The organism is uncultured Paraglaciecola sp. (genome assembly GCF_913058035.1).
Taxonomy (GTDB): domain Bacteria; phylum Pseudomonadota; class Gammaproteobacteria; order Enterobacterales; family Alteromonadaceae; genus Paraglaciecola.
Window position 1 is genome coordinate 69397 of sequence record NZ_CAJXPA010000002.1, and the last position, 18568, is coordinate 87964.

Consider the following 18568-nt stretch of genomic DNA (forward strand, 5'->3'; position numbering starts at 1 on the left):
TAAAATTGCATTTAAAATGGCATTTAAAATGGCATTTAATCATTTTGAAGCTTGAAAGGGCCAGCGTTTAATAACGCTGGCCCTTTTTATTTTTGTATCTCTATATACAATATGAAGTATATGTTGATTTTTACCGAGATATTACTTTGCCAAATCAAGTGAAAAACACCCAACCTGAACATGTTATTAAACAGTGTCAATTATTGATTAATAAAGGCGACTTAAGCGAAGCATCTGAAAAACTTAATGATATTCTTGCCCAAAATCCGGGACATATTGAAGGTATTTATTGCCTTGCAGTCTGCCAACGTAAACAACGTAACTATACCCAAGCCTTGGATAATCTTAATCAAGTCTTGGTGAAAGTGCCCGGTCACGGCAGGGCTTATCAAGAGCAAGGTTTTACACACAAAGCTTTAGGAGAAACTTCCAAAGCCATAACGGCATTTGAAAAAGCCGTCGCTTTGAACCCTGCATTATTTGGAAGTTGGCGTGTACTCGCCGACGAGCCTGATTATACCCTGCGTCATGAAGCTAAGAAGCATGTTGATTGGCTCTCTAGTCTGCCTCCAGCGTTGGTTTCGGTTTCGAGCCTAATCCATCAAAAACAATTTCACCGCGCAGAACGGCTATGCCGGCACTTTCTCAAAGACCATCCTCATCACCCAGAAGCTATGCGTTTGCTGGCTGAATTAGGTAATAAGTTTCAAATTCTTGACGACGCAGAGTTTTTATTAGCCAGTTGCCTTGAATTTGAACCCAATTATAAAAGGGCCCGTCTGGATTATGTACATGTTTTACATAAGCGGCAAAAATATAACAAGGCACTGCTACAAGCACAAATCCTGCTTGATTCTGACCCCAACAATTCAAATCTAAAAATTGGCCTTGGTAATGCCCAACAAGCAACAGGGGATTTCGCAGCGGCTATCTTGACCTTTGAAAGTGTGTTGCAAAGCAACCCAGCCAATTATTCAATATATCTTACACTCGGCCATGCTCTAAAAACAATGGGCCGTGTTGATGACGCTATTCAAGCGTATCGGAACAGTTATCACATCAAACCCGATTTTGGGGATGCGTTCTGGAGTCTGGCCAATCTCAAAACATATCGATTTTCATCCGAAGAACATCAGCAAATGCGGGATCAAGAAGCAAGTACTACGATAGCGATAAACGATAAAATTCACTTTTGCTTTGCCCTTGGAAAAGACCTAGAGGATAGCGAACGTTTTGACGAGGCCTTCTCTTTTTACCATCGTGGCAACACGTTAAAAAACGAGCAGGATCGCTACGATAGTAAACTTATGGATATGTCGTTTGATATTCAGAAAAATGATTTTGATGCGGCGTTTTTTAAACGTAACGAAAAAGCGGGTTGTCCTGCCCAAGATCCTATATTTATAGTCGGGCTACCGAGAGCGGGCTCAACACTTTTAGAACAAATCCTTTCTTCACACTCACAGGTCGACGGGACCATGGAATTGGCGAATATCATCGGTCTAGCGCACCAATTGAATGGACGACAAGTCGTGCAGGATACTCCTCGTTACCCTGGTATCCTAAACAAGATATCGGCTGATGACCTGACTAAAATGGGAGAGCTTTATATTGAAGAGACTCAACATCACCGCCAGGGAGCCATGTTTTTCATCGACAAGATGCCGAACAATTTCCGACATATTGCCCTTATCCATCTGATTTTGCCTAACGCCAAAATCATCGATGCGAGACGCGAACCCATGTCCTGTTGCTTTAGCGGTTTTAAACAGCTATTCGGTGAGGGTCAGCAATTTTCTTATGACCTTGCTGATATTGGACACTATTATCGCCGTTATGTTGAAATCATGGATCATTGGGATAAAGTATTGCCGGGCAAAATTTTACGAGTACAGTATGAGGATGTGGTGGCTGATTTGGAGACGCAGGTGCGGCGCATTCTGGACTATTGTGGCCTTCCTTTTGAGCAGGCTTGTATTGATTTCCATATTAATAAACGCGCGGTTCGTACACCAAGTTCTGAACAAGTTCGTCAACCCATTTATCAAAGTGGTCTTGAACAATGGCGTCATTATGAAACACACTTAGAGCCGTTAAAAAAAGCACTAAGTCGACCTTAATAACCCCTTTTAAAGGCATTAACGTGAGGCATTTAATCCCTAATTTATGTCTCGTTATTTACATGGGTGTTATGTGGATAGAGGAGAGTTTGACATTCGTGTGTGTGTATTATATCGCAGGTAATGGATAACCCATTTTATTTTGATATATAAAAATCAGTTTGAAACTGTTGAAATATTGGAGCAAATACACATCACTGCAATTTAAGCGATATTATTTAATAACCATCACTGATTGACGTTGGTCTATTTTAAAATCAATTTCTCGCAGAAAATTCATGCCTAATAGACCATCAGCATTTTCGATACCTTGCATTGGCAATATCACCACGGGTAAGTTTTTAACGCTGACATGGTAGATGCTCAATTCTTGAAATTCATACATGCTGGCCATAATGCTCCCACCTGCGGTTCCAATGCTGAAACGCCCTAAATATTTAGTTTTATATCGATTATCCAAGGTCTCAAAATATTGTTTTGATACCGCGGTGACAGATGCCCCCGTATCAATTAAAAGTGCGACTGGGTTACCGCTTAAAATAGCCTCAACCACATATTGATCGCCAAACTGCTTGAGAGGGATAGATAACCCTGTGTGGGTAGTTGTTTCGTCAATATCGTGTTCATTGGTTGATATCATTTGTTGCGACAGTATAATTTTTCTAATATGTTGCGCATCCGGATCGTCAAAGTCTAACGAAGCTAATACGTTTTCCATTAATCCTTCTTGAAAAAGTTCAGCATATGCCAAAGCAAGTGACAAAATGTAAAGTCTGTTACTAGGCTCAAGTTGTAATAGCGGTTCAACAAACACCGCCAAAATATCCCAGGAATAGTTACTTTTTAATTGTTGAATGGTGCTTTTGCTTAGCTGTTTGATATGTAATTCAATTTCACTTTGTTGTGTGACTGTCATCGGTTTTCTCAACAAGTCGTAATAATGAGCGATGGCATCACTTAACAATGTAGTTTCTACCTTTAATTTTGCTTCTATCAACAAAAACTCAATATCTTGTGGATATTGCTTCAAATATCCTTGTAAAAATGTTCCTAATGCAACAAAGTTTTTATCTCTAAACAACACGTCTGCCTGAGCCAGTAACTCAGCTCGATTATTCACTGGTTTATTTAATGATGCATTATCATCAAGAGATCTTTTGTATAATGTCGCTGGTGTTTTTTTTGCTAACTGGTCGGTTAAATCCCAATTCAACATTGCCTCGGATGATCCGTTTTGTTTGATCTTGACCTTGTTATCTAAAACTTGTAACTGGGTAAATAGGTGTTGCTTGGGGATGATGAATAGTAAATACAGATTTAACAACACAGAGGCACAAAGCAACACCAGCAATAGGCTTATATACCTATTCATTTTTCTTCTAGTGGCTGAGTTTGATGTTGATTGGCCAGAGATTGTGAGGACTGCACTCTAGGCACAGAAAAAATGGTGGATTCAGATACTGCTGCCGGTCCATAAACATTAACAAACTCTTTTGGCATACGTTTAGGTCTGCCTGTTGATAAAGCGATACACACAAACTCAGTTCGAGCTGTTAACAATGTTTTTCGATCACCTTGGCGAATAAACTGAAATAGCCGAGTTAACTTTAGTTTGTTGTCACACTGAACAATCCAAGTAGCACAATCAATCAGATCATTGACGTGTGCTGCAGCTAAATAATTGATTTCATGTCGACTAATTGCCATACCTCTGTCTAAAGCTTGATATTGCTCAATTGTTAAGCCTAAATGATTAGAATGCGCCCATGAAGTCGCCTCTAGCTGACTAACGTAGGTCACATTATTGGCATGCTGATAATGATCAATTTGATCAGGTGTGACTTGCCATAAATTTAAAAAAGGATTTGGGAGCTGCCAAGACATAAATTAACTATACATCTGGTAATGGATTAGGTGAATCTGGATTAGCTAACTGTTGCATAATCTCATGTTCTTTATTTACGACGGGAGTGATAAAGTCTTCCACCTTGCCAAGGTTTTTAAAGGATTTAAAGCCTTTTTCAAGAAATTCATGAAGAGCTAAAACTCCTGCCATTTTTGCTGGTTTTCGCGAAATAAATAACAAGCTTGAAATACCTTTCATTTTAACTACATCAGCTAAGTCATTACCCAAGGTGCGGATATAGTCGATTTGTTGTTGTCTGTTAGCAAGGTTATCGCAACTGACATAAGCTTTTGCATAACTATCACGGTTAATCTCGGTATTAAGTAATTGTTTAGCTAAATCAAAATCTAATTCAAAGGATAATGTATTTAAATACAAGGCTGAAGCCAATGACTGCAATGCCTTTTGGGGCAAAAATGTTGACATTTTTGGTACCACGCGGGCTATATCTTGATCGCGCTGGCTAAAATCAGTAGGTCCGTATAGCTCATTAATAAAAAATTCTACAGCGGGTTTAAAACGTTTTTGTTGATACATATGCTGATGGCTTGCCAATAAACGTTTGCATTGCCAAGTTTGTACCGTTCTGATTGTAGTCATTAATTCTGCCTTTTCTGCAATTTCTTGCATGGTACGAATACCGTGTAAATGGCGAATAATTTGTTTGGTACTATCATTCATTGTAGAAAACTCATTTTTTTAAAATTATGTTGCCAAACACATTGGCGTCAATCCAGCCGCGGTTAGAATCACCATCTACCGGTTTGATTTTATGCGAACCCATAAAATGCTCTCGCGTGTCGCTGCCGTCATTGTCACAATAAGCCAACATAAAACCTATTTTTTGCTCAGGTTTCAAAGTGATGGGGAGTATAGGATGAACGTCACTATAATTATTTGGAAATAATTTAACAGCAACTTCCCAAATTATCTTTTCATGATGTTTAAAATGTCGCTGCCAGCGACTTGTTACATGATCATTGTATAAACGAGCCTCTTGATCTTCGCCTAAATCGACCGCCTGGTTATCCAGGGCGATATGATAAGCGAATGCACTGTGATTATATTGGTGATTGCCACCTGATGCATCACTGTCGATGAATATTTCTAAACAATCATCATCCCAGTAATTTACTGTAGGTTCTGCCATTTTATCAAATAATATATCATCAATAATTTCTACTTGAATATACAGATATTGGGCGTCCCATAATATCTTATAGCGCCCTGAAAAATCCTCGGGCTGAGGCTGTGAGCCGGCCATTAAGTAAGCGATGGATTGCCATGTCGCATTATCCCATGCTTGTTCTGCTAGTCCGTCTACTTTGACAGGTGAAGCCGTATGTTTAACGTGTGTGGATTTTGTTTGCGAAAAACCATGTACACAAAATAATATAAAACTAATTAGAATTATTCGAAGCAAAGGTCTTACACCTAATCAAAACTAAAATATGTTAAATATAGCTTGGCGTAATCTTTGTGCGAAAACAATAGGTGAAGCCAAACGCAGAAGCTAAATATTGGACTAACCTGAATTATTCTTGGGTTAATCTCTGACTAAGGCTGCACCTGAAGCCATTTTGTGTATAAAATACATTAATTATAAATATGAATGTGAAGATGAGTCTTAATTTAAACAATATTTTATCCGATAAACAAACACTTTGTTCGCTGTCTTCAGGTGGGCAAATATTATACAACCATCAAGATCTGATTGTATTGTTCAATACGGCTTTTACAAAAAAACAAAATACTGTTTTAGTTAGGGGTGACCACGAACCTATTTATATTCCTGCTAAAAATGCAGCTCAAAATCACCAGGTTGTGTTTGCTCATGGCTACTTTGCAAGTGCATTACATGAAATTGCTCATTGGTGTATTGCCGGCCAAAGAAGGCGTCTTTTAGAAGATTACGGTTATTGGTATAGTCCCGACGGAAGAGACGAAGAACAACAAACTGAATTTGAAAAAGTAGAAGTAAAACCACAAGCTATCGAGTGGGCTTTCTCTTGCGCATCAGGAAAACCTTTTTCAGTCAGCACCGACAACTTAAATGGTGCACCAGTAGATAAGCAAGTTTTTCATCTTGCGGTAAAAAAACAGGTATTAATTTATCTCGAGAGTGGTTTTCCCTCTCGGGCCTCTCACTTTATAGATATATTACATGGGTTTTACCAAACGGTAGAGCTTCGCAAGGAGATGTTTGATGCTTGACCAGCATAAGTCTTGCAGAGTATTTAAGTTGGGTTTACTGATCAATCCTTATGCAGGGATCGGCGGGGCCTTGGCATTAAAGGGTAGTGATGGAGTTGAAATCCGCGAAAAAGCTCTAGCGATGGGAGCAGAAAAAAAAGCGCTAGATAAAACACGTTTGACTCTTGAGCATATTGTATCCATTAAAGATCAAGTGCAAATTTATGTTGCCTCAGGTGAAATGGGTGAAACGTTAGCTAAGACAATGGGTTTCAATTATAGCGTTATTTATCAGCCCATAAACGCGCAAACAGAAAGTCAAGACTCTGAAGCTACAGCGCATGCTTTGTTAGCAGAGCACGTTGATTTGATCTTGTTTGCTGGCGGCGACGGTACCGCGAGAAATGTCTGCCATGTGATTGGTAATTCAGTACCTGTTTTAGGTATCCCCGCGGGCTGTAAAATTCACTCTGCTGTTTATGCTATTACTCCTGCGGCAGCGGGTAGAGTTTTAAAACAAGTTATAAAAGGTGAAATTGTTAGTGTCAGTGACGCTGAGGTCATGGACATTGATGAGGCACTGTTTAGAAAGGGTAGAGTTAATGCCCGTCAATTTGGTGAAATGCAGGTACCCACTGAACTAAGATATATTCAAGCTGTTAAAATGGGTGGTAAAGAGTCAGATGAATTAGTTTTAGCGGATATCGCTGCGCATATTATTGAAATTATTGAGGATAACCCTGAACATTTATTTGTAATGGGATCAGGCTCTACGGTTGAATTTATTATGCAAGAGTTAGGCATCAGAAATACCTTGTTAGGTGTTGATGTAATTAAAAATAAAAAGCTGCTAGCAAGTGATGTCACTGCTCCTGAATTGCTAACAATGACCGCCAAACAAAACTGCAAGTTGGTGTTGACCTTAATTGGTGGGCAAGGACATATTATAGGTCGTGGAAATCAACAGTTGAGTGCTGATTTTCTAAAGCAACTAGGAAAAGACAATATTCTGTTGGTCGCTACTAAAAGTAAACTTCAAAATTTATCAGGTCGCCCTCTAATCGTCGACTCTGGTGATATGCCAACAGATCAACAGCTGTCAGGATTGATCAGTATTATCACTGGTTATCATGACCAAGTGTTATACCCCGTAGCAGATTTACATTCCAAGGAAATAGTTTGACGTTCTCTAATCAGAAACAAGTAGCCAACCAGCAACCACATGAACTCGCATCATTTATTCAGAGAACTGAGCGTTATTTAGACCAAGTAGTAGAGCATGGAAACGATCAACAGTTATTTATTGCAAGTTACTTGCAAGGGCATTTTGCCGTAGTTGCGGGACATTGCCAAGTAAAGCAAATGATACTCATTGAACCATTAGTGGAGCTGATGCATACCAGTTTGTCCAAGGCCTTTGAAAATAAAGAATTGTCTTTGGAAGATCAAGAGCAAGTGCTACGTTTATGGCTTACCTTACAAGTGGGGTAAGGTATAACACAACTTAATGATGAGATTATCATCTGTATGATTACTAAGTTTATGCCCACCATCATCAGTTTTCGCAGGATGCAAAGTTGATGCAAAGTTGATGCAAAGGGTGGTCTGGTAGTTTTTAAAGGTAGTCGATTACAACATCCACCTTCGACGGACATTTTCTTAGGGTCCGTCGCTATTTAGTGCCATCCTCTTGTTATTGGTTTGTACCAAGCCTAGAAACGTATAAAAAAGATAAAAGTTTAATGCAACTATAGCGAAATAAGTCGAGGTTTCTCTGGGTTAATGTGTTGCTGTAAGGTAAATATTTCAAGCTCAATAATAAAAATATTCTGTCTCAATATTACCCCTGTCTGCGGATCAGCCCTCTGATTAAAAATCTATTAGGGTTTAACGCATCCAGTAAATGACTGGATAACGGTAAAGGTTCATTTAATATCTGACTGGTTAATATTTCTGCGCAAAGAGGAGCATTGGTTAACCCCCTTGAACCTAAACCACAAAGCATAAATAAGTTTGCATGATTAACAGGTTGTGGGTAATGATTAGCTGGCAATGCTTTATATAAGTCGTGATATTGTATTAATTGTTTATTGTTATCTGGAACAGCACCCACCATAGGAAGGTGATCAGGGGTACTGCATCTTATGGCAGCTCGGCCATGAACTGTGGGCTGAATATCATCTATCCAATCGCATTTAGCCAGTGCTTGTTGATGCATAGTTAGATTCGTTTGTTGTTCTGTTAATCGATAATCGCATTGCCTATCATCTTTGACATATGTTGACCCCATAGCGTGAGTGCCTCGCCAAGCTGGAGTTAAATACCCTTTATGGCATAAAACTGTGGACAAATTAGCTAGCTCGTTTTGACTGTTAATAGCCTCGACTTGCCCTCTAACTAAACGAAATGGTAACTGTGACATCTGTTCACAATCTACGCTATCACTGCCAGTGGCCATGACCACAACATCAGCCTCAGATTGGCTTCCATCTTGCCAAGTAAGTCGCCATGTGTCGTTTACTCGCACTAGTGAAGTCAATTTTTTATTAATGGCTACGTTTGAGTCCGCCGCTTTGATGAGCCCTGCCACTAGCTCAGGTAGATTAATCCATCCTCCCTGAGGAATATATAGTCCCGGATAGGGTAAGTCTACATTGGCTAATGTTGTTGCTTGTTTTGCGTCAATCCAATGTATCAGTGATTCTGGCCATGCTTGGTTTTCAATTAATTTACGATACCGACCGGCGACTTTGTCATTAAAAGCTAATTGGATAGTGCCACACCATTGATGACTATAATGAATGCCTTGATCGAGTAACTGACGATAGAGTTTACTTGCGTAATTAAATGATAATGCATGGATTTGACTAGCGTGACCTGCTTCTGCATTGAGTTGTGGATAAAAGCCACCTTGAGCGTTACCTGAAGCCCCTTTTGCTAACCCATTATCCTGACAATAAATTGTTGATTTCACCCCTCTTTTGCTCAGCGAATAAGCACAATTTGCTCCAGCTAAACCCCCTCCAATAATGGCAACGTTAGTTTTTTTGTTGTTAATTGTCGCAGGTATCCGCGTATAGAAGGGTAGTCGACTTAGTGCATCCGCAGACTTGTTAATTGTGCCAACTAACATATCTTTTTTGAGACCATGAGCGGGTTGTCTCTGAACTTCAAACCCAGCTTCTTTAAGACCCCGTTTAACATGGCCTGCTGCAGTGAAAGTAGCAAATTGGCATTGATCCTTTGCGAGTAATGCCATGTTTTCAAATAAATGTTGGGTCCACATCTCAGGGTTTTTATGGGGCGAAAATCCATCAAGAAACCAAGTATCGACTAATCCCAAAGGTTTATTTTCAATCTTGGGTAAAACATCATGCACATCACCTAACCATAGATCTAAGATAACTTTACCATCAAGAAAATTCAGGCGATGGCATCCTGCCACAGGTATAGGATATTGCTCAAGTAAAGGCTGTGAATACTTCTTTAACTGTGGGTAAAGCAAAAATATTTTGCTTAAATCAGCATGGTTAATGGGATATTTTTCGATAGAGATAAAATGCAACCTGAACCCTAAATCATCAGTCTGTTTATACATTTCTTCAAAATGTAACATAGTGACCAAAAAATTAAGACCCGTACCAAACCCCGTTTCTGCAATAACAAATTGTTGCTCTTCCCAATTTTCCCATCGTACCAACAATTTGTTGTTTTTAATAAATACATGGGTCGATTCATCGAAGCCCTGCTGATCAGAAAAATAAAGGTCTTCAAATTGTGTGGCAATAGGGGTGCCATTTTCATTAAATCGTATGTTGGCGTTAACAATAGTCAAATTAAGTTAGCTCTAGATAGTCATGGGTGGGAAACAAGGTGTGTTATAGAGTTTAAGGCATGCGCCATTTAACAACAATCACAGTAAACGTTTGCAAGGCTTTGATTTTCAAATTAAGCTAACACGTGTTCGCTCAAAGCAGACCAGTTAGCCGAGCAAAATCATTAGAATATGTATAAATTTTTCCTGAAGGGTTAATCATGAGAAGAGCGGTAATTACTGGACTGGGAATAGTATCCAGCATTGGTAACAACAAAGATGAAGTCACAACCTCTCTAAGAGAAGGTCGTTCGGGTATCACTTTTTCTGAAGAATTTGAGCAAGCGGGTATGCGCAGTCAAGTTTGGGGTAAAGTTAACTTAGACATAAAAGAGCATATTGACCGTAAAACGTTACGCTTCATGGGCGATGCAGCAGGCTATGCATATATTGCTATGCAACAAGCGATTGAAGATTCAAGCTTGACTGATGACATGGTTTCAAACATAAGAACAGGTATTATTGCCGGTTCTGGTGGAGCATCGTCTAAAAACCAAGTCGAAGCAATCGACATTTTGCGCACCAAAGGCGTCAAACGTATTGGGCCATATATGGTCACCCGTTGTATGGGCAGCACAGTTTCAGCTTGCCTTGCCACACCTTTCAAAATAAAAGGTGTGAACTATTCGATTAGTTCGGCTTGTTCAACCAGTGCGCATTGTATTGGTAATGCATTGGAACAAATTCAATTGGGCAAACAAGATATTATTTTTGCCGGTGGTGGTGAAGAACTGCATTACACACTTTCAGCTGAATTTGATGCAATGGGTGCCATGTCAACCAAGTATAATGATGATCCAACCAAAGCATCCCGAACTTACGACACACAGCGAGACGGATTTGTTGGTGCTGGCGGTGGTGGCATGGTGGTTGTCGAAGAGCTTGAACATGCTTTGGCTCGCGGTGCTAAAATTTATGCTGAAATTGTTGGTTACGGTGCTACGTCTGATGGCGCTGATATGGTGGCCCCTTCTGGTGAAGGTGCAGTTCGCTGCATGCAACAAGCGATGCAAGGTTTGAATAAACCTATTGATTATATTAATACCCACGGTACCTCAACACCAGTAGGTGATGTGAAAGAGCTTTGGGCAATTCGTGAGGTGTTTGGCGATATAACGCCTCCACTTAGTGCAACCAAGGCCATGACAGGTCATGCACTCGGTGCCGCAGGTGTAAATGAAGCAATTTATAGTATTCTAATGATGGAAAATGATTTTATTGCCCCATCAATTAACATTGATAACTTAGATGAAAAAGCTGAAGGCATGGATGTGGTGACTGAAACTCGTGAGAGTAAATTAACAACAGTGATGTCAAACAGCTTTGGTTTTGGTGGTACTAATGCCACTTTGGTAATGCAAAAGTATCAAGCTTAAAACTATTCAATAGATAGTAAAATGTCAAAAGCCAGCTTAAGCTGGTTTTTTGCAATTCAAATTTTAAAGTAAGGTCCATTTTAGATGCCAAAATCAAAAACTAATTTATGGCAGGTTTTTAAAAGTGTAGCAGCTAGCGTTTTAGGCGTGCAAAGTGGCGCTAACTATAAAAGTGATTTTGAACAACCGTCATTCGTGCCTTTTGTGATAGTTGGCGTTCTGTTCGTACTGGGGTTGATAGGTATGCTGGTTTTAATTGTTAATCTTGTCCTGTAATTTGTTGCGCAATGAATCGGTGATTCACGCGTACACTGTTAACTCTCATCAATAAATTAATAATCTAAAAACGCGCTAAGATGCAAGGTTAATTGTTCGCCAAATCAGTTTGTAGAGTGGCTCACGAAATAGGCAAAGAATTTTTAATCTATCACTTTTTATTTAGCCAGAAAATATACTCTTAAATCTTCATTACGCTGTTTGATAATTATGAAAACGTGTTGTGTTCTTTCCAGCTGACTTAGCTTGATACAAATAGGTATCGGTTTTTTATGAGTAATCTTCAAGCTACTGATAAGAAGGTGAACTTTTTTGCATGATTATAATGCCCCACTGATATCAGTATTACCTAAAATGTGAATAAACTCTTCTCCGCCATAATGGCAAAAAATGTCACTGGGGCGACGCACGAGCCCTTTTAAAATTTGAGAGACCCTTTTGAGACGATTGTCCCCCTCAACGTGACCATACGTATCATTAAACTTTTTGAAATTATCAATATCGATAATGACTGCACTGATGAGATCTCCTAATCGTATGCATCTTCGCTATTCTCGATCAAGAAACTCATTAAAGGCTCGTCGATTTCCTACCAACGTTAGTGCATTGATATTTGAATTGATACTGGCTTCAATTCTTTGCGTGATATTAGTGTTCTGTAGTAATAAATAATTCTCTTGTTTAAAAATGAAAGAAATACACTTTAGTGCAAATCACCTGTTTTCTTCGGGGCCCTTACAAAGGTATTCAATTTTGACAATTACTTGTTTCTTATTGGCTACGGCTTTAATACCTTGGGCTGTTTTTTTAGCCAATTTACAACCAAATTTAGCGGATTGATCACATACATCAAGATAATTGACGTTAAGCCAGTTAGTGAGTAATTTGTCAGAATTATTATATTCAAAATCAATCCACGCCTTATTTACGAAAAGTATTTTGCCTTGTAAATGAATAATACATAGATGTTCCGGAAGGATACTTAAAATTTACTGCTGTAAGCACGTCTTCAGCTGAAAACATATGTGCTTTCTTTATTTTTTGGTAACGTTGTAAATAGGTTGCGGTGTGAATGTCGAAGTCTAAAAAAGACGTTTTTATTAGCTAATTCAATATCCAAGGTTTTTAACATCATGAACCTTTTGAGCAAAACTTATATCTCGTCAATGGCGCTGAATGACGAATATTAATTTGAATTGAGTGATTTGGTTAATTGTTATCTAACATTGATTAGTTCTTATCAACCAATTGGTCGAAATTTCCTATGATGACTATTTTTAGAGCCTAGATACGTGTAATCATGCTTAAATTTGCCCCAGTTCTTCTAGCGCTCTTTTATTTAAAACAAGTATTTTGCCATACCGTAGGTCAATAATTTTTTCAGCCTGTAGGCTTTGTAATATCTTATTTACCGTCTGTCTTGAACTATGAATAAGTTGTGCCAGAGCATCTTGTGAAATCGATAACACCATTGTTTTAATGTTTTGCTGTTCCTCCAATCCTTGATACATGAGGCTTAGCCTTCTACATAATTGGCCTTTTAATGATAAGCAGCCAGTTTCATCAATTAAACTAAAAGTGGCACGCACCCTTTGACATAGGAGGCGCGTAATACATTGATACCAATCTTGGTGTTCTTTAAGTAATTGTTTAAAAGCGGATTTAGGTACTTTCAATAGTGTTGTTATATCTTCAGCATGAGCATCGTGAGTTCGAGGTTGTCCATCTAATAATGATATCTCACCAAACCAATTGCCGGGCTGTATCCAAGTCAACACTAATTCTTTACCTTCAACAGTGAAATTGCTCACTCGAATACGCCCACTTACAACACAATAAAACCCATCAGCTGAGTCATGTTTTTGATGCAGGATTTGTTGACTATGTAAAACTTTTAATTTTCCTTTTTCAAGTAATTTATCAGCTAAATATTCTGGTAAAGAAGCAAACCAAGCATTTTGTGAAAGGATTTTACGGACTTCATTTGATTGCATAAAACGTCTCAATTGTCATGATGGCGACAGTTTATATCGTGCCTGATAGCTTATTGTAAGTTAATTAATATTCAACTGTGAACAATAAAAATGGTAGCTTCGGTTAAACAACAAGTTAGCGAACAAGAATGGCAAACCCGAGTTGATTTAGCAGCGAGTTACCGCGCCGTTGCTATGTTTGGTTGGGATGATTTAGTTTTTACACACATATCTGCTCGTGTTCCTGGGCCAGAACATCATTTTTTAATTAATCCTTATGGCTTGATGTTTGAAGAAGTCACGGCATCGAGTTTGGTCAAAGTCGACCTGCAAGGTAATAAAGTGATGGGATCAGATTATGAGATTAATCCGGCAGGGTTCACCATTCATAGTGCGGTGCATGAAGCACGTGAGGATGCTCAATGTGTAATGCACTTGCATACCACAGCAGGTATTGCAGTGTCGGCAACTAAACAGGGATTGTTGCCTATCAGTCAACAATCTTTGTTTGCACTCTCCTCCTTGTCTTACCACGACTATGAAGGAGTGGCGCTTAATCCTGATGAGAAAACACGCCTTGTCGCAGATTTAGGTAAAACAAACTTTATGATTTTGCGTAATCATGGCCTTCTCACTTGTGCAGAGACTATTGCGGATGCTTTTTTGTATATGTATCTAATGGAGTGCTCATGTCAAATCCAGCTAAAAGCTCAGGCTAGCGGCCAAGAGTTGATCCCAATACCTTCGCAGATTTTGTTGGGTATTCAGGCCCAAGCAAAACAAGTCACACGTTCTGCTGGCGGAAGCTTGGCATGGCCTGGAATACTGCGTAAATTAGACCGTATCAACCCTGGATATGACCAATAAAAATTGCATCAACTTACCTTCGATAATTACCAAAAACTAGCAAAATCTACTGAGCTATGCGGCCATCGTATAGCTTATTGGGTATCACTAAACTTTGATCAAGATCCTAGTAAAGAAATTATATTGTTCATTCACGGCTTTCCAAGTGCTTCTTGGGATTGGCACTATCAGTGGAAACACCTAGCCGGACAAAACCGTTTACTTAGTTTAGATTTGTTGGGTTTTGGGCTGTCTGATAAACCCACAAATCATCAATATAGTTTGCTTGAACAAGCCGATATTGTGCAGCAATTACTGAGTAAGCTGGGTGTTAAAAAATTTCACGTTTTGGCGCATGACTACGGAGACTCTGTTGCGCAAGAGTTATTGAGTCGGCAAGGACAAACCGATAACCCAGCCAAAATTTTGTCTATCTGTTTTTTAAACGGCGGTTTGTTTGCTTCGCATCACAGACCTCTATTTACTCAGAAATTGCTAAAGAGCTGGCTTGGCGGTTTAGCCAGTTATTTTATGAACAAAGCAAGTTTAAATAAAGGGTTTAACAAAATATTTTCTGCCTGCAGCCAACCTAATGCCAATGAAATAGATATATTATGGCGGTTAATTGAGCATAATAATGGCAAGAAAGTATTACCTAAGTTGTTAAGTTATATTGATGAACGCAAACAATATGGAAAACGTTGGGTAGAAAGTATGATTAACACATCTGTGCCTTTGTATTTTGTTAATGGTGTGCATGACCCTATTTCTGGCCAACATATGCTGGATCATTATAACGATATCATTCCTTTTGCAAGAACTACTGCGTTAGACGTTGGTCATTACCCACAGTTAGAGGCACCAGAAAAAGTATTGTATTTGTATCAGATTTTCTTGAATGAAATAAGAAATTAACTTATGTCTATTAGAAGCTATTTTCGATATTTTTCGAAATCATTAGCTGATGAATATATTTTATTCTGCTTTATCTGGACACTGAGTAAGCACCAGTGTTGTCGAAAACTAAGAGCGAAGTTGACTAAGTTTTTTGTATTTAAAAATATATTCGAAGTACCTCAGTATGCTGTTCATATAATTATTTAATCAAACCATGTTTTAATTCGTTCACACAGTGGCATAATGCCGCCACATTGAGCTTAAGGCTTCTTTCATGAAAATTTATTACGAAGACAGTATGCCCTATGCGGCAGAGTTTTTTTCTGAACTCGGAGAGTGTGAAGTCTTTTCTCACAAGACCGTTAACGCTGATATATTGGCCGATGCTGATGTGTTATTAGTTCGCTCTACCACCAAGGTCAACCAACAACTGTTAGCTAGAAACAAGCAAGTTCAATTTGTGGCAACCGCAACGGCGGGAACAGATCATATAGATAAAAATTATCTGGCTAGTCAAAACATTCCCTTCATTTCGGCAGGTGGCTGTAATTCGGTTGCTGTGGCGGAATACGTGTTAAGTGCGATGTTGGTCATGAGTAAAAGGCTTAACTGGCAATTGGTGGACAAAACAGTAGGTATTGTTGGCGCAGGCCATGTTGGTAGTGCTTTATCCAGAGTATTGACTGTTTTGGGGATTAATCATAAGTTATGCGACCCCCCTTTAGCTGACGCGGGTGACGCGCGAGACTTTGTATCAATGAATGATATAATGCAGTGTGATGTCATTTCCTTGCATGTTCCTTGGGTTAAGGATGGGCCTTACCCTACACAACATTTATTTGATAAAGCGCGACTGGCAGCACTTAAAGATAGTCAGATTTTGATCAATGCATGTCGAGGAGAGGTGATCAATAATCAAGCCGCTTTAGCGCTCTTTGAGCAAGGTAATTCGCTGAATTTAGTGCTTGATGTATGGGAGAACGAACCTAATATCAATCTTGATTTAATTCCACACACTGCCTTGGCTACTGCGCACATCGCAGGTCATACCATAGAAGGCAAAGCTAGAGGAACAGAAATGCTTTATTTGGCTTTATGCAAACACTTAGGCATACAAGCTAAAAAGAAATTATCTGATTACTTACCCAAGGCAGAATCAAGCCAAATAAAAATAACTGAAAAACAAGATTTTTGGCAAGTGTTCTACCTGTTAGCATTAGATGTGTATAACATTGAGAAAGATGATCAATATTTCAGAGCCAATATGCAAAGCGCCGACCAGTTTAGATATATCCGAAAACACTATCCTATAAGAAGAGAATTTTCTGCAATCGCGCTAAACACTGGAAATTTTGCTAATTCGAAGGCAATCTACGACGTTGGATTTTTGCCCGCCATATAGGCGTGTCATTTAACTCAATGTAACCCATACTTTAAATTTTTAGGAGTAAAAAAACTATGTCTCGGGCCTTTGATGTCGCCGTGTTGGGCGCTACTGGATTAGTAGGACAACACATGATCGAAATCCTTGAAGAAAGAGGTTTTCCGGTCAATAAACTTTATCCGTTAGCCAGCGCACGATCTGCTGGTGGAAAGGTGACCTTTAAGGGTAATGAGATTACCGTTTTAGATGCTGATGAATTTGATTGGAGTCAAGTACAGCTTGGCTTCTTTTCTGCCGGTGGCAGTGTCTCTGAAAAATTCGCACCTATTGCAGCCGAAGCGGGCTGTGTGGTTATCGACAATACTTCTCAATATCGCTACGATGCAGATATTCCGTTGATTGTCCCTGAAGTGAATCCTCAAGCATTAGCTGATTTTCGTAATCGTAATATTATCGCCAATCCTAACTGTTCTACTATTCAGATGCTGGTAGCTTTAAAACCTATTCATGATGCAGTAGGCATTGAGCGTATTAATGTCTGCACTTACCAGTCTGTGTCTGGCGGTGGTAAAGCGGCAATTGACGAGTTAGCTCATCAAACAGCGGCGTTGTTAAGCGGCAAAGAGGTGAAAACTGAAGCTTTTAGTCGCCAGATCGCCTTCAATGTTATCCCCCAAATCGATGTGTTCATGGATAACGATTACACTAAAGAAGAAATGAAGATGGTGTGGGAAACTAAAAAAATCATGGGTGATGACACTATTTTAGTGAATGCGACGGCAGTCAGAGTGCCAGTATTTTATGGTCATGGTGAAGCCATTCACCTCGAAACGCGCACTCCAATTGATGCTGAAGATGTAAAAGATTTACTAGCTAATGCTCCGGGTATTGTGTTGCACAGGGAAAAAGAAGAATTTCCGACTCAGGTAAGCAGCGCTAGTGGTAATGATAATGTTCATGTAGGTCGAGTCAGAAACGATATTTCCCATCCTAACGGAATTAATTTATGGGTAGTGTCAGACAATGTTCGCAAAGGCGCTGCTACAAATAGTGTGCAGATTGCTGAAGTGCTTATCCGAGATTACATGTAGATTAATATTGATGAGGGTCATATGCATGCCCTCATTATTTTTTTCTTGTTGCCGATGAAGATATAATTTTTTTAAATTAGTTCGTCATTCTAGACCTAACAGGCCAACTGGTTTATATTTGTTTTGAATATTTCTGTGCAGTATTCAAACTTGGAATACGTCTTGCTTTCCACTTTAAACGAGTGGTTCAAAAGCCAGTAAAATGACACAGTGTGAAATTGCATCACCTGTTTTGTCAAATAAACACTTTATTTATGCTTACAGAAACACCACCGATACAATGTAAGAAATTGAGTTGCGGATTGTCGCAGCATCAAACATAACTAAGGCTGATATTTTGGGACAAAGAGAAACTATATGAATTTGCGAATGATAGCCGTGCAGCTTTTAATTGTACTAATACTTATCACTGCTATTCCCGCTGCCAATTCTCAACAGGGAAATTTAAGAGGTCCTAAAAGCGCAACACCGAAATACTTTGAGCCACAGCAGCAATTTCAAGGAGGAATTCGATCCAGAATATATGGTCCAATAACTTCTTCAGATACCTTGTGGCAAATTTCCCAGAATTATCGTCCAAATAGTTCCCTTTCTGTTTATCAGGTAATGCAAGCTATATTCGAGCTTAACCC

Annotated in this window: 18 protein-coding genes; 11 read left to right on the forward strand and 7 right to left on the reverse strand. The window is 39.1% G+C overall.

From position 1 onward, the window contains the following. The first annotated feature begins 146 nt into the window (after window positions 1–146). On the forward strand, window positions 147–2120 hold the full coding sequence (locus tag QZ562_RS00680; RefSeq protein ID WP_293755527.1) for a tetratricopeptide repeat-containing sulfotransferase family protein: 1974 nt from the start codon (window positions 147–149) through the stop codon (window positions 2118–2120). A 214-nt stretch (window positions 2121–2334) separates the two neighbouring features. On the opposite strand, the gene QZ562_RS00685 is transcribed toward QZ562_RS00680, so the two are convergent. The 4 genes from QZ562_RS00685 to QZ562_RS00700 are packed head-to-tail and all read right to left on the reverse strand — an operon-like array spanning window position 2335 to window position 5437. Continuing rightward, on the reverse strand, window positions 2335–3492 hold the full coding sequence (locus QZ562_RS00685) for a retropepsin-like aspartic protease (protein ID WP_293755529.1): 1158 nt from the start codon (window positions 3490–3492) through the stop codon (window positions 2335–2337). Continuing rightward, window positions 3489–4004 (reverse strand): acyl-CoA thioesterase, encoded by a 516-nt coding sequence (locus QZ562_RS00690; protein ID WP_293755532.1) that lies wholly within the window; start codon window positions 4002–4004, stop codon window positions 3489–3491. The genes QZ562_RS00685 and QZ562_RS00690 overlap by 4 nt, the downstream gene beginning before the upstream one ends. 7 nt (window positions 4005–4011) lie before the next feature. Next, a complete protein-coding gene (locus QZ562_RS00695) occupies window positions 4012–4707 on the reverse strand; it encodes a hypothetical protein (protein WP_293755535.1) in 696 nt (231 codons plus the stop codon). A gap of 10 nt (window positions 4708–4717) precedes the next feature. Further along, a complete protein-coding gene (locus QZ562_RS00700) occupies window positions 4718–5437 on the reverse strand; it encodes a CBM9 family sugar-binding protein (RefSeq protein WP_293755572.1) in 720 nt (239 codons plus the stop codon). Window positions 5438–5646: 209 nt separating this feature from the next. Here QZ562_RS00700 and QZ562_RS00705 point away from each other — a divergent pair, with 209 nt between their 5' ends. The 3 genes from QZ562_RS00705 to QZ562_RS00715 are packed head-to-tail and all read left to right on the forward strand — an operon-like array spanning window position 5647 to window position 7710. Beyond that, window positions 5647–6240, forward strand: coding sequence for an elongation factor P hydroxylase (locus QZ562_RS00705; RefSeq protein WP_293755537.1), 594 nt, complete (start codon window positions 5647–5649; stop codon window positions 6238–6240). Beyond that, window positions 6233–7402 (forward strand): ATP-NAD kinase family protein, encoded by a 1170-nt coding sequence (locus QZ562_RS00710; protein WP_293755540.1) that lies wholly within the window; start codon window positions 6233–6235, stop codon window positions 7400–7402. The genes QZ562_RS00705 and QZ562_RS00710 overlap by 8 nt, the downstream gene beginning before the upstream one ends. Then, window positions 7399–7710, forward strand: a complete 312-nt coding sequence (locus QZ562_RS00715; RefSeq protein WP_293755543.1) for a YfcL family protein — start codon at window positions 7399–7401, stop codon at window positions 7708–7710. The genes QZ562_RS00710 and QZ562_RS00715 overlap by 4 nt, the downstream gene beginning before the upstream one ends. Before the next feature lie 349 nt (window positions 7711–8059). On the opposite strand, the gene mnmC is transcribed toward QZ562_RS00715, so the two are convergent. After that, entirely contained in the window at window positions 8060–10054 is a 1995-nt protein-coding gene (mnmC, locus tag QZ562_RS00720; protein WP_293755546.1) for a bifunctional tRNA (5-methylaminomethyl-2-thiouridine)(34)-methyltransferase MnmD/FAD-dependent 5-carboxymethylaminomethyl-2-thiouridine(34) oxidoreductase MnmC, read from the reverse strand. 200 nt (window positions 10055–10254) lie between these two features. On the opposite strand from mnmC, the gene fabB reads away from it, so the two are divergent. Beyond that, window positions 10255–11469 (forward strand): beta-ketoacyl-ACP synthase I, encoded by a 1215-nt coding sequence (gene fabB / locus QZ562_RS00725; protein WP_293755548.1) that lies wholly within the window; start codon window positions 10255–10257, stop codon window positions 11467–11469. An 84-nt stretch (window positions 11470–11553) separates the two neighbouring features. Continuing rightward, window positions 11554–11745, forward strand: a complete 192-nt coding sequence (locus tag QZ562_RS00730) for a DUF2970 domain-containing protein (RefSeq protein WP_293755550.1) — start codon at window positions 11554–11556, stop codon at window positions 11743–11745. A 320-nt stretch (window positions 11746–12065) separates the two neighbouring features. Here the strand turns inward: QZ562_RS00730 and QZ562_RS21190 are convergent, their stop codons facing one another. Both QZ562_RS21190 and QZ562_RS00735 read right to left on the reverse strand, forming a co-directional pair. Then, window positions 12066–12284, reverse strand: coding sequence for a diguanylate cyclase (locus QZ562_RS21190; protein WP_363315309.1), 219 nt, complete (start codon window positions 12282–12284; stop codon window positions 12066–12068). 765 nt (window positions 12285–13049) lie between these two features. Further along, a complete protein-coding gene (locus QZ562_RS00735; protein WP_293755552.1) occupies window positions 13050–13739 on the reverse strand; it encodes a Crp/Fnr family transcriptional regulator in 690 nt (229 codons plus the stop codon). 90 nt (window positions 13740–13829) lie between these two features. On the opposite strand from QZ562_RS00735, the gene QZ562_RS00740 reads away from it, so the two are divergent. The 5 genes from QZ562_RS00740 to QZ562_RS00760 form a co-directional block, all read left to right on the forward strand. Continuing rightward, window positions 13830–14585 carry a class II aldolase/adducin family protein gene (locus QZ562_RS00740; RefSeq protein ID WP_293755554.1) on the forward strand — a complete coding sequence of 252 codons (756 nt, stop codon included), beginning with the start codon at window positions 13830–13832 and terminating at the stop codon, window positions 14583–14585. A 3-nt stretch (window positions 14586–14588) separates the two neighbouring features. Next, window positions 14589–15479: an alpha/beta hydrolase gene (locus QZ562_RS00745; RefSeq protein WP_293755556.1), complete on the forward strand. Its 891-nt coding sequence runs from the start codon at window positions 14589–14591 to the stop codon at window positions 15477–15479. 256 nt (window positions 15480–15735) lie between these two features. After that, a complete protein-coding gene (locus QZ562_RS00750; protein ID WP_293755559.1) occupies window positions 15736–16863 on the forward strand; it encodes a 4-phosphoerythronate dehydrogenase in 1128 nt (375 codons plus the stop codon). Window positions 16864–16919: 56 nt separating this feature from the next. Next, entirely contained in the window at window positions 16920–17936 is a 1017-nt protein-coding gene (locus QZ562_RS00755; protein ID WP_293755561.1) for an aspartate-semialdehyde dehydrogenase, read from the forward strand. Window positions 17937–18293: 357 nt separating this feature from the next. Continuing rightward, a partial coding sequence (locus tag QZ562_RS00760) for a hypothetical protein (protein ID WP_293755563.1) occupies window positions 18294–18568 on the forward strand: 275 nt, incomplete at its 3' end.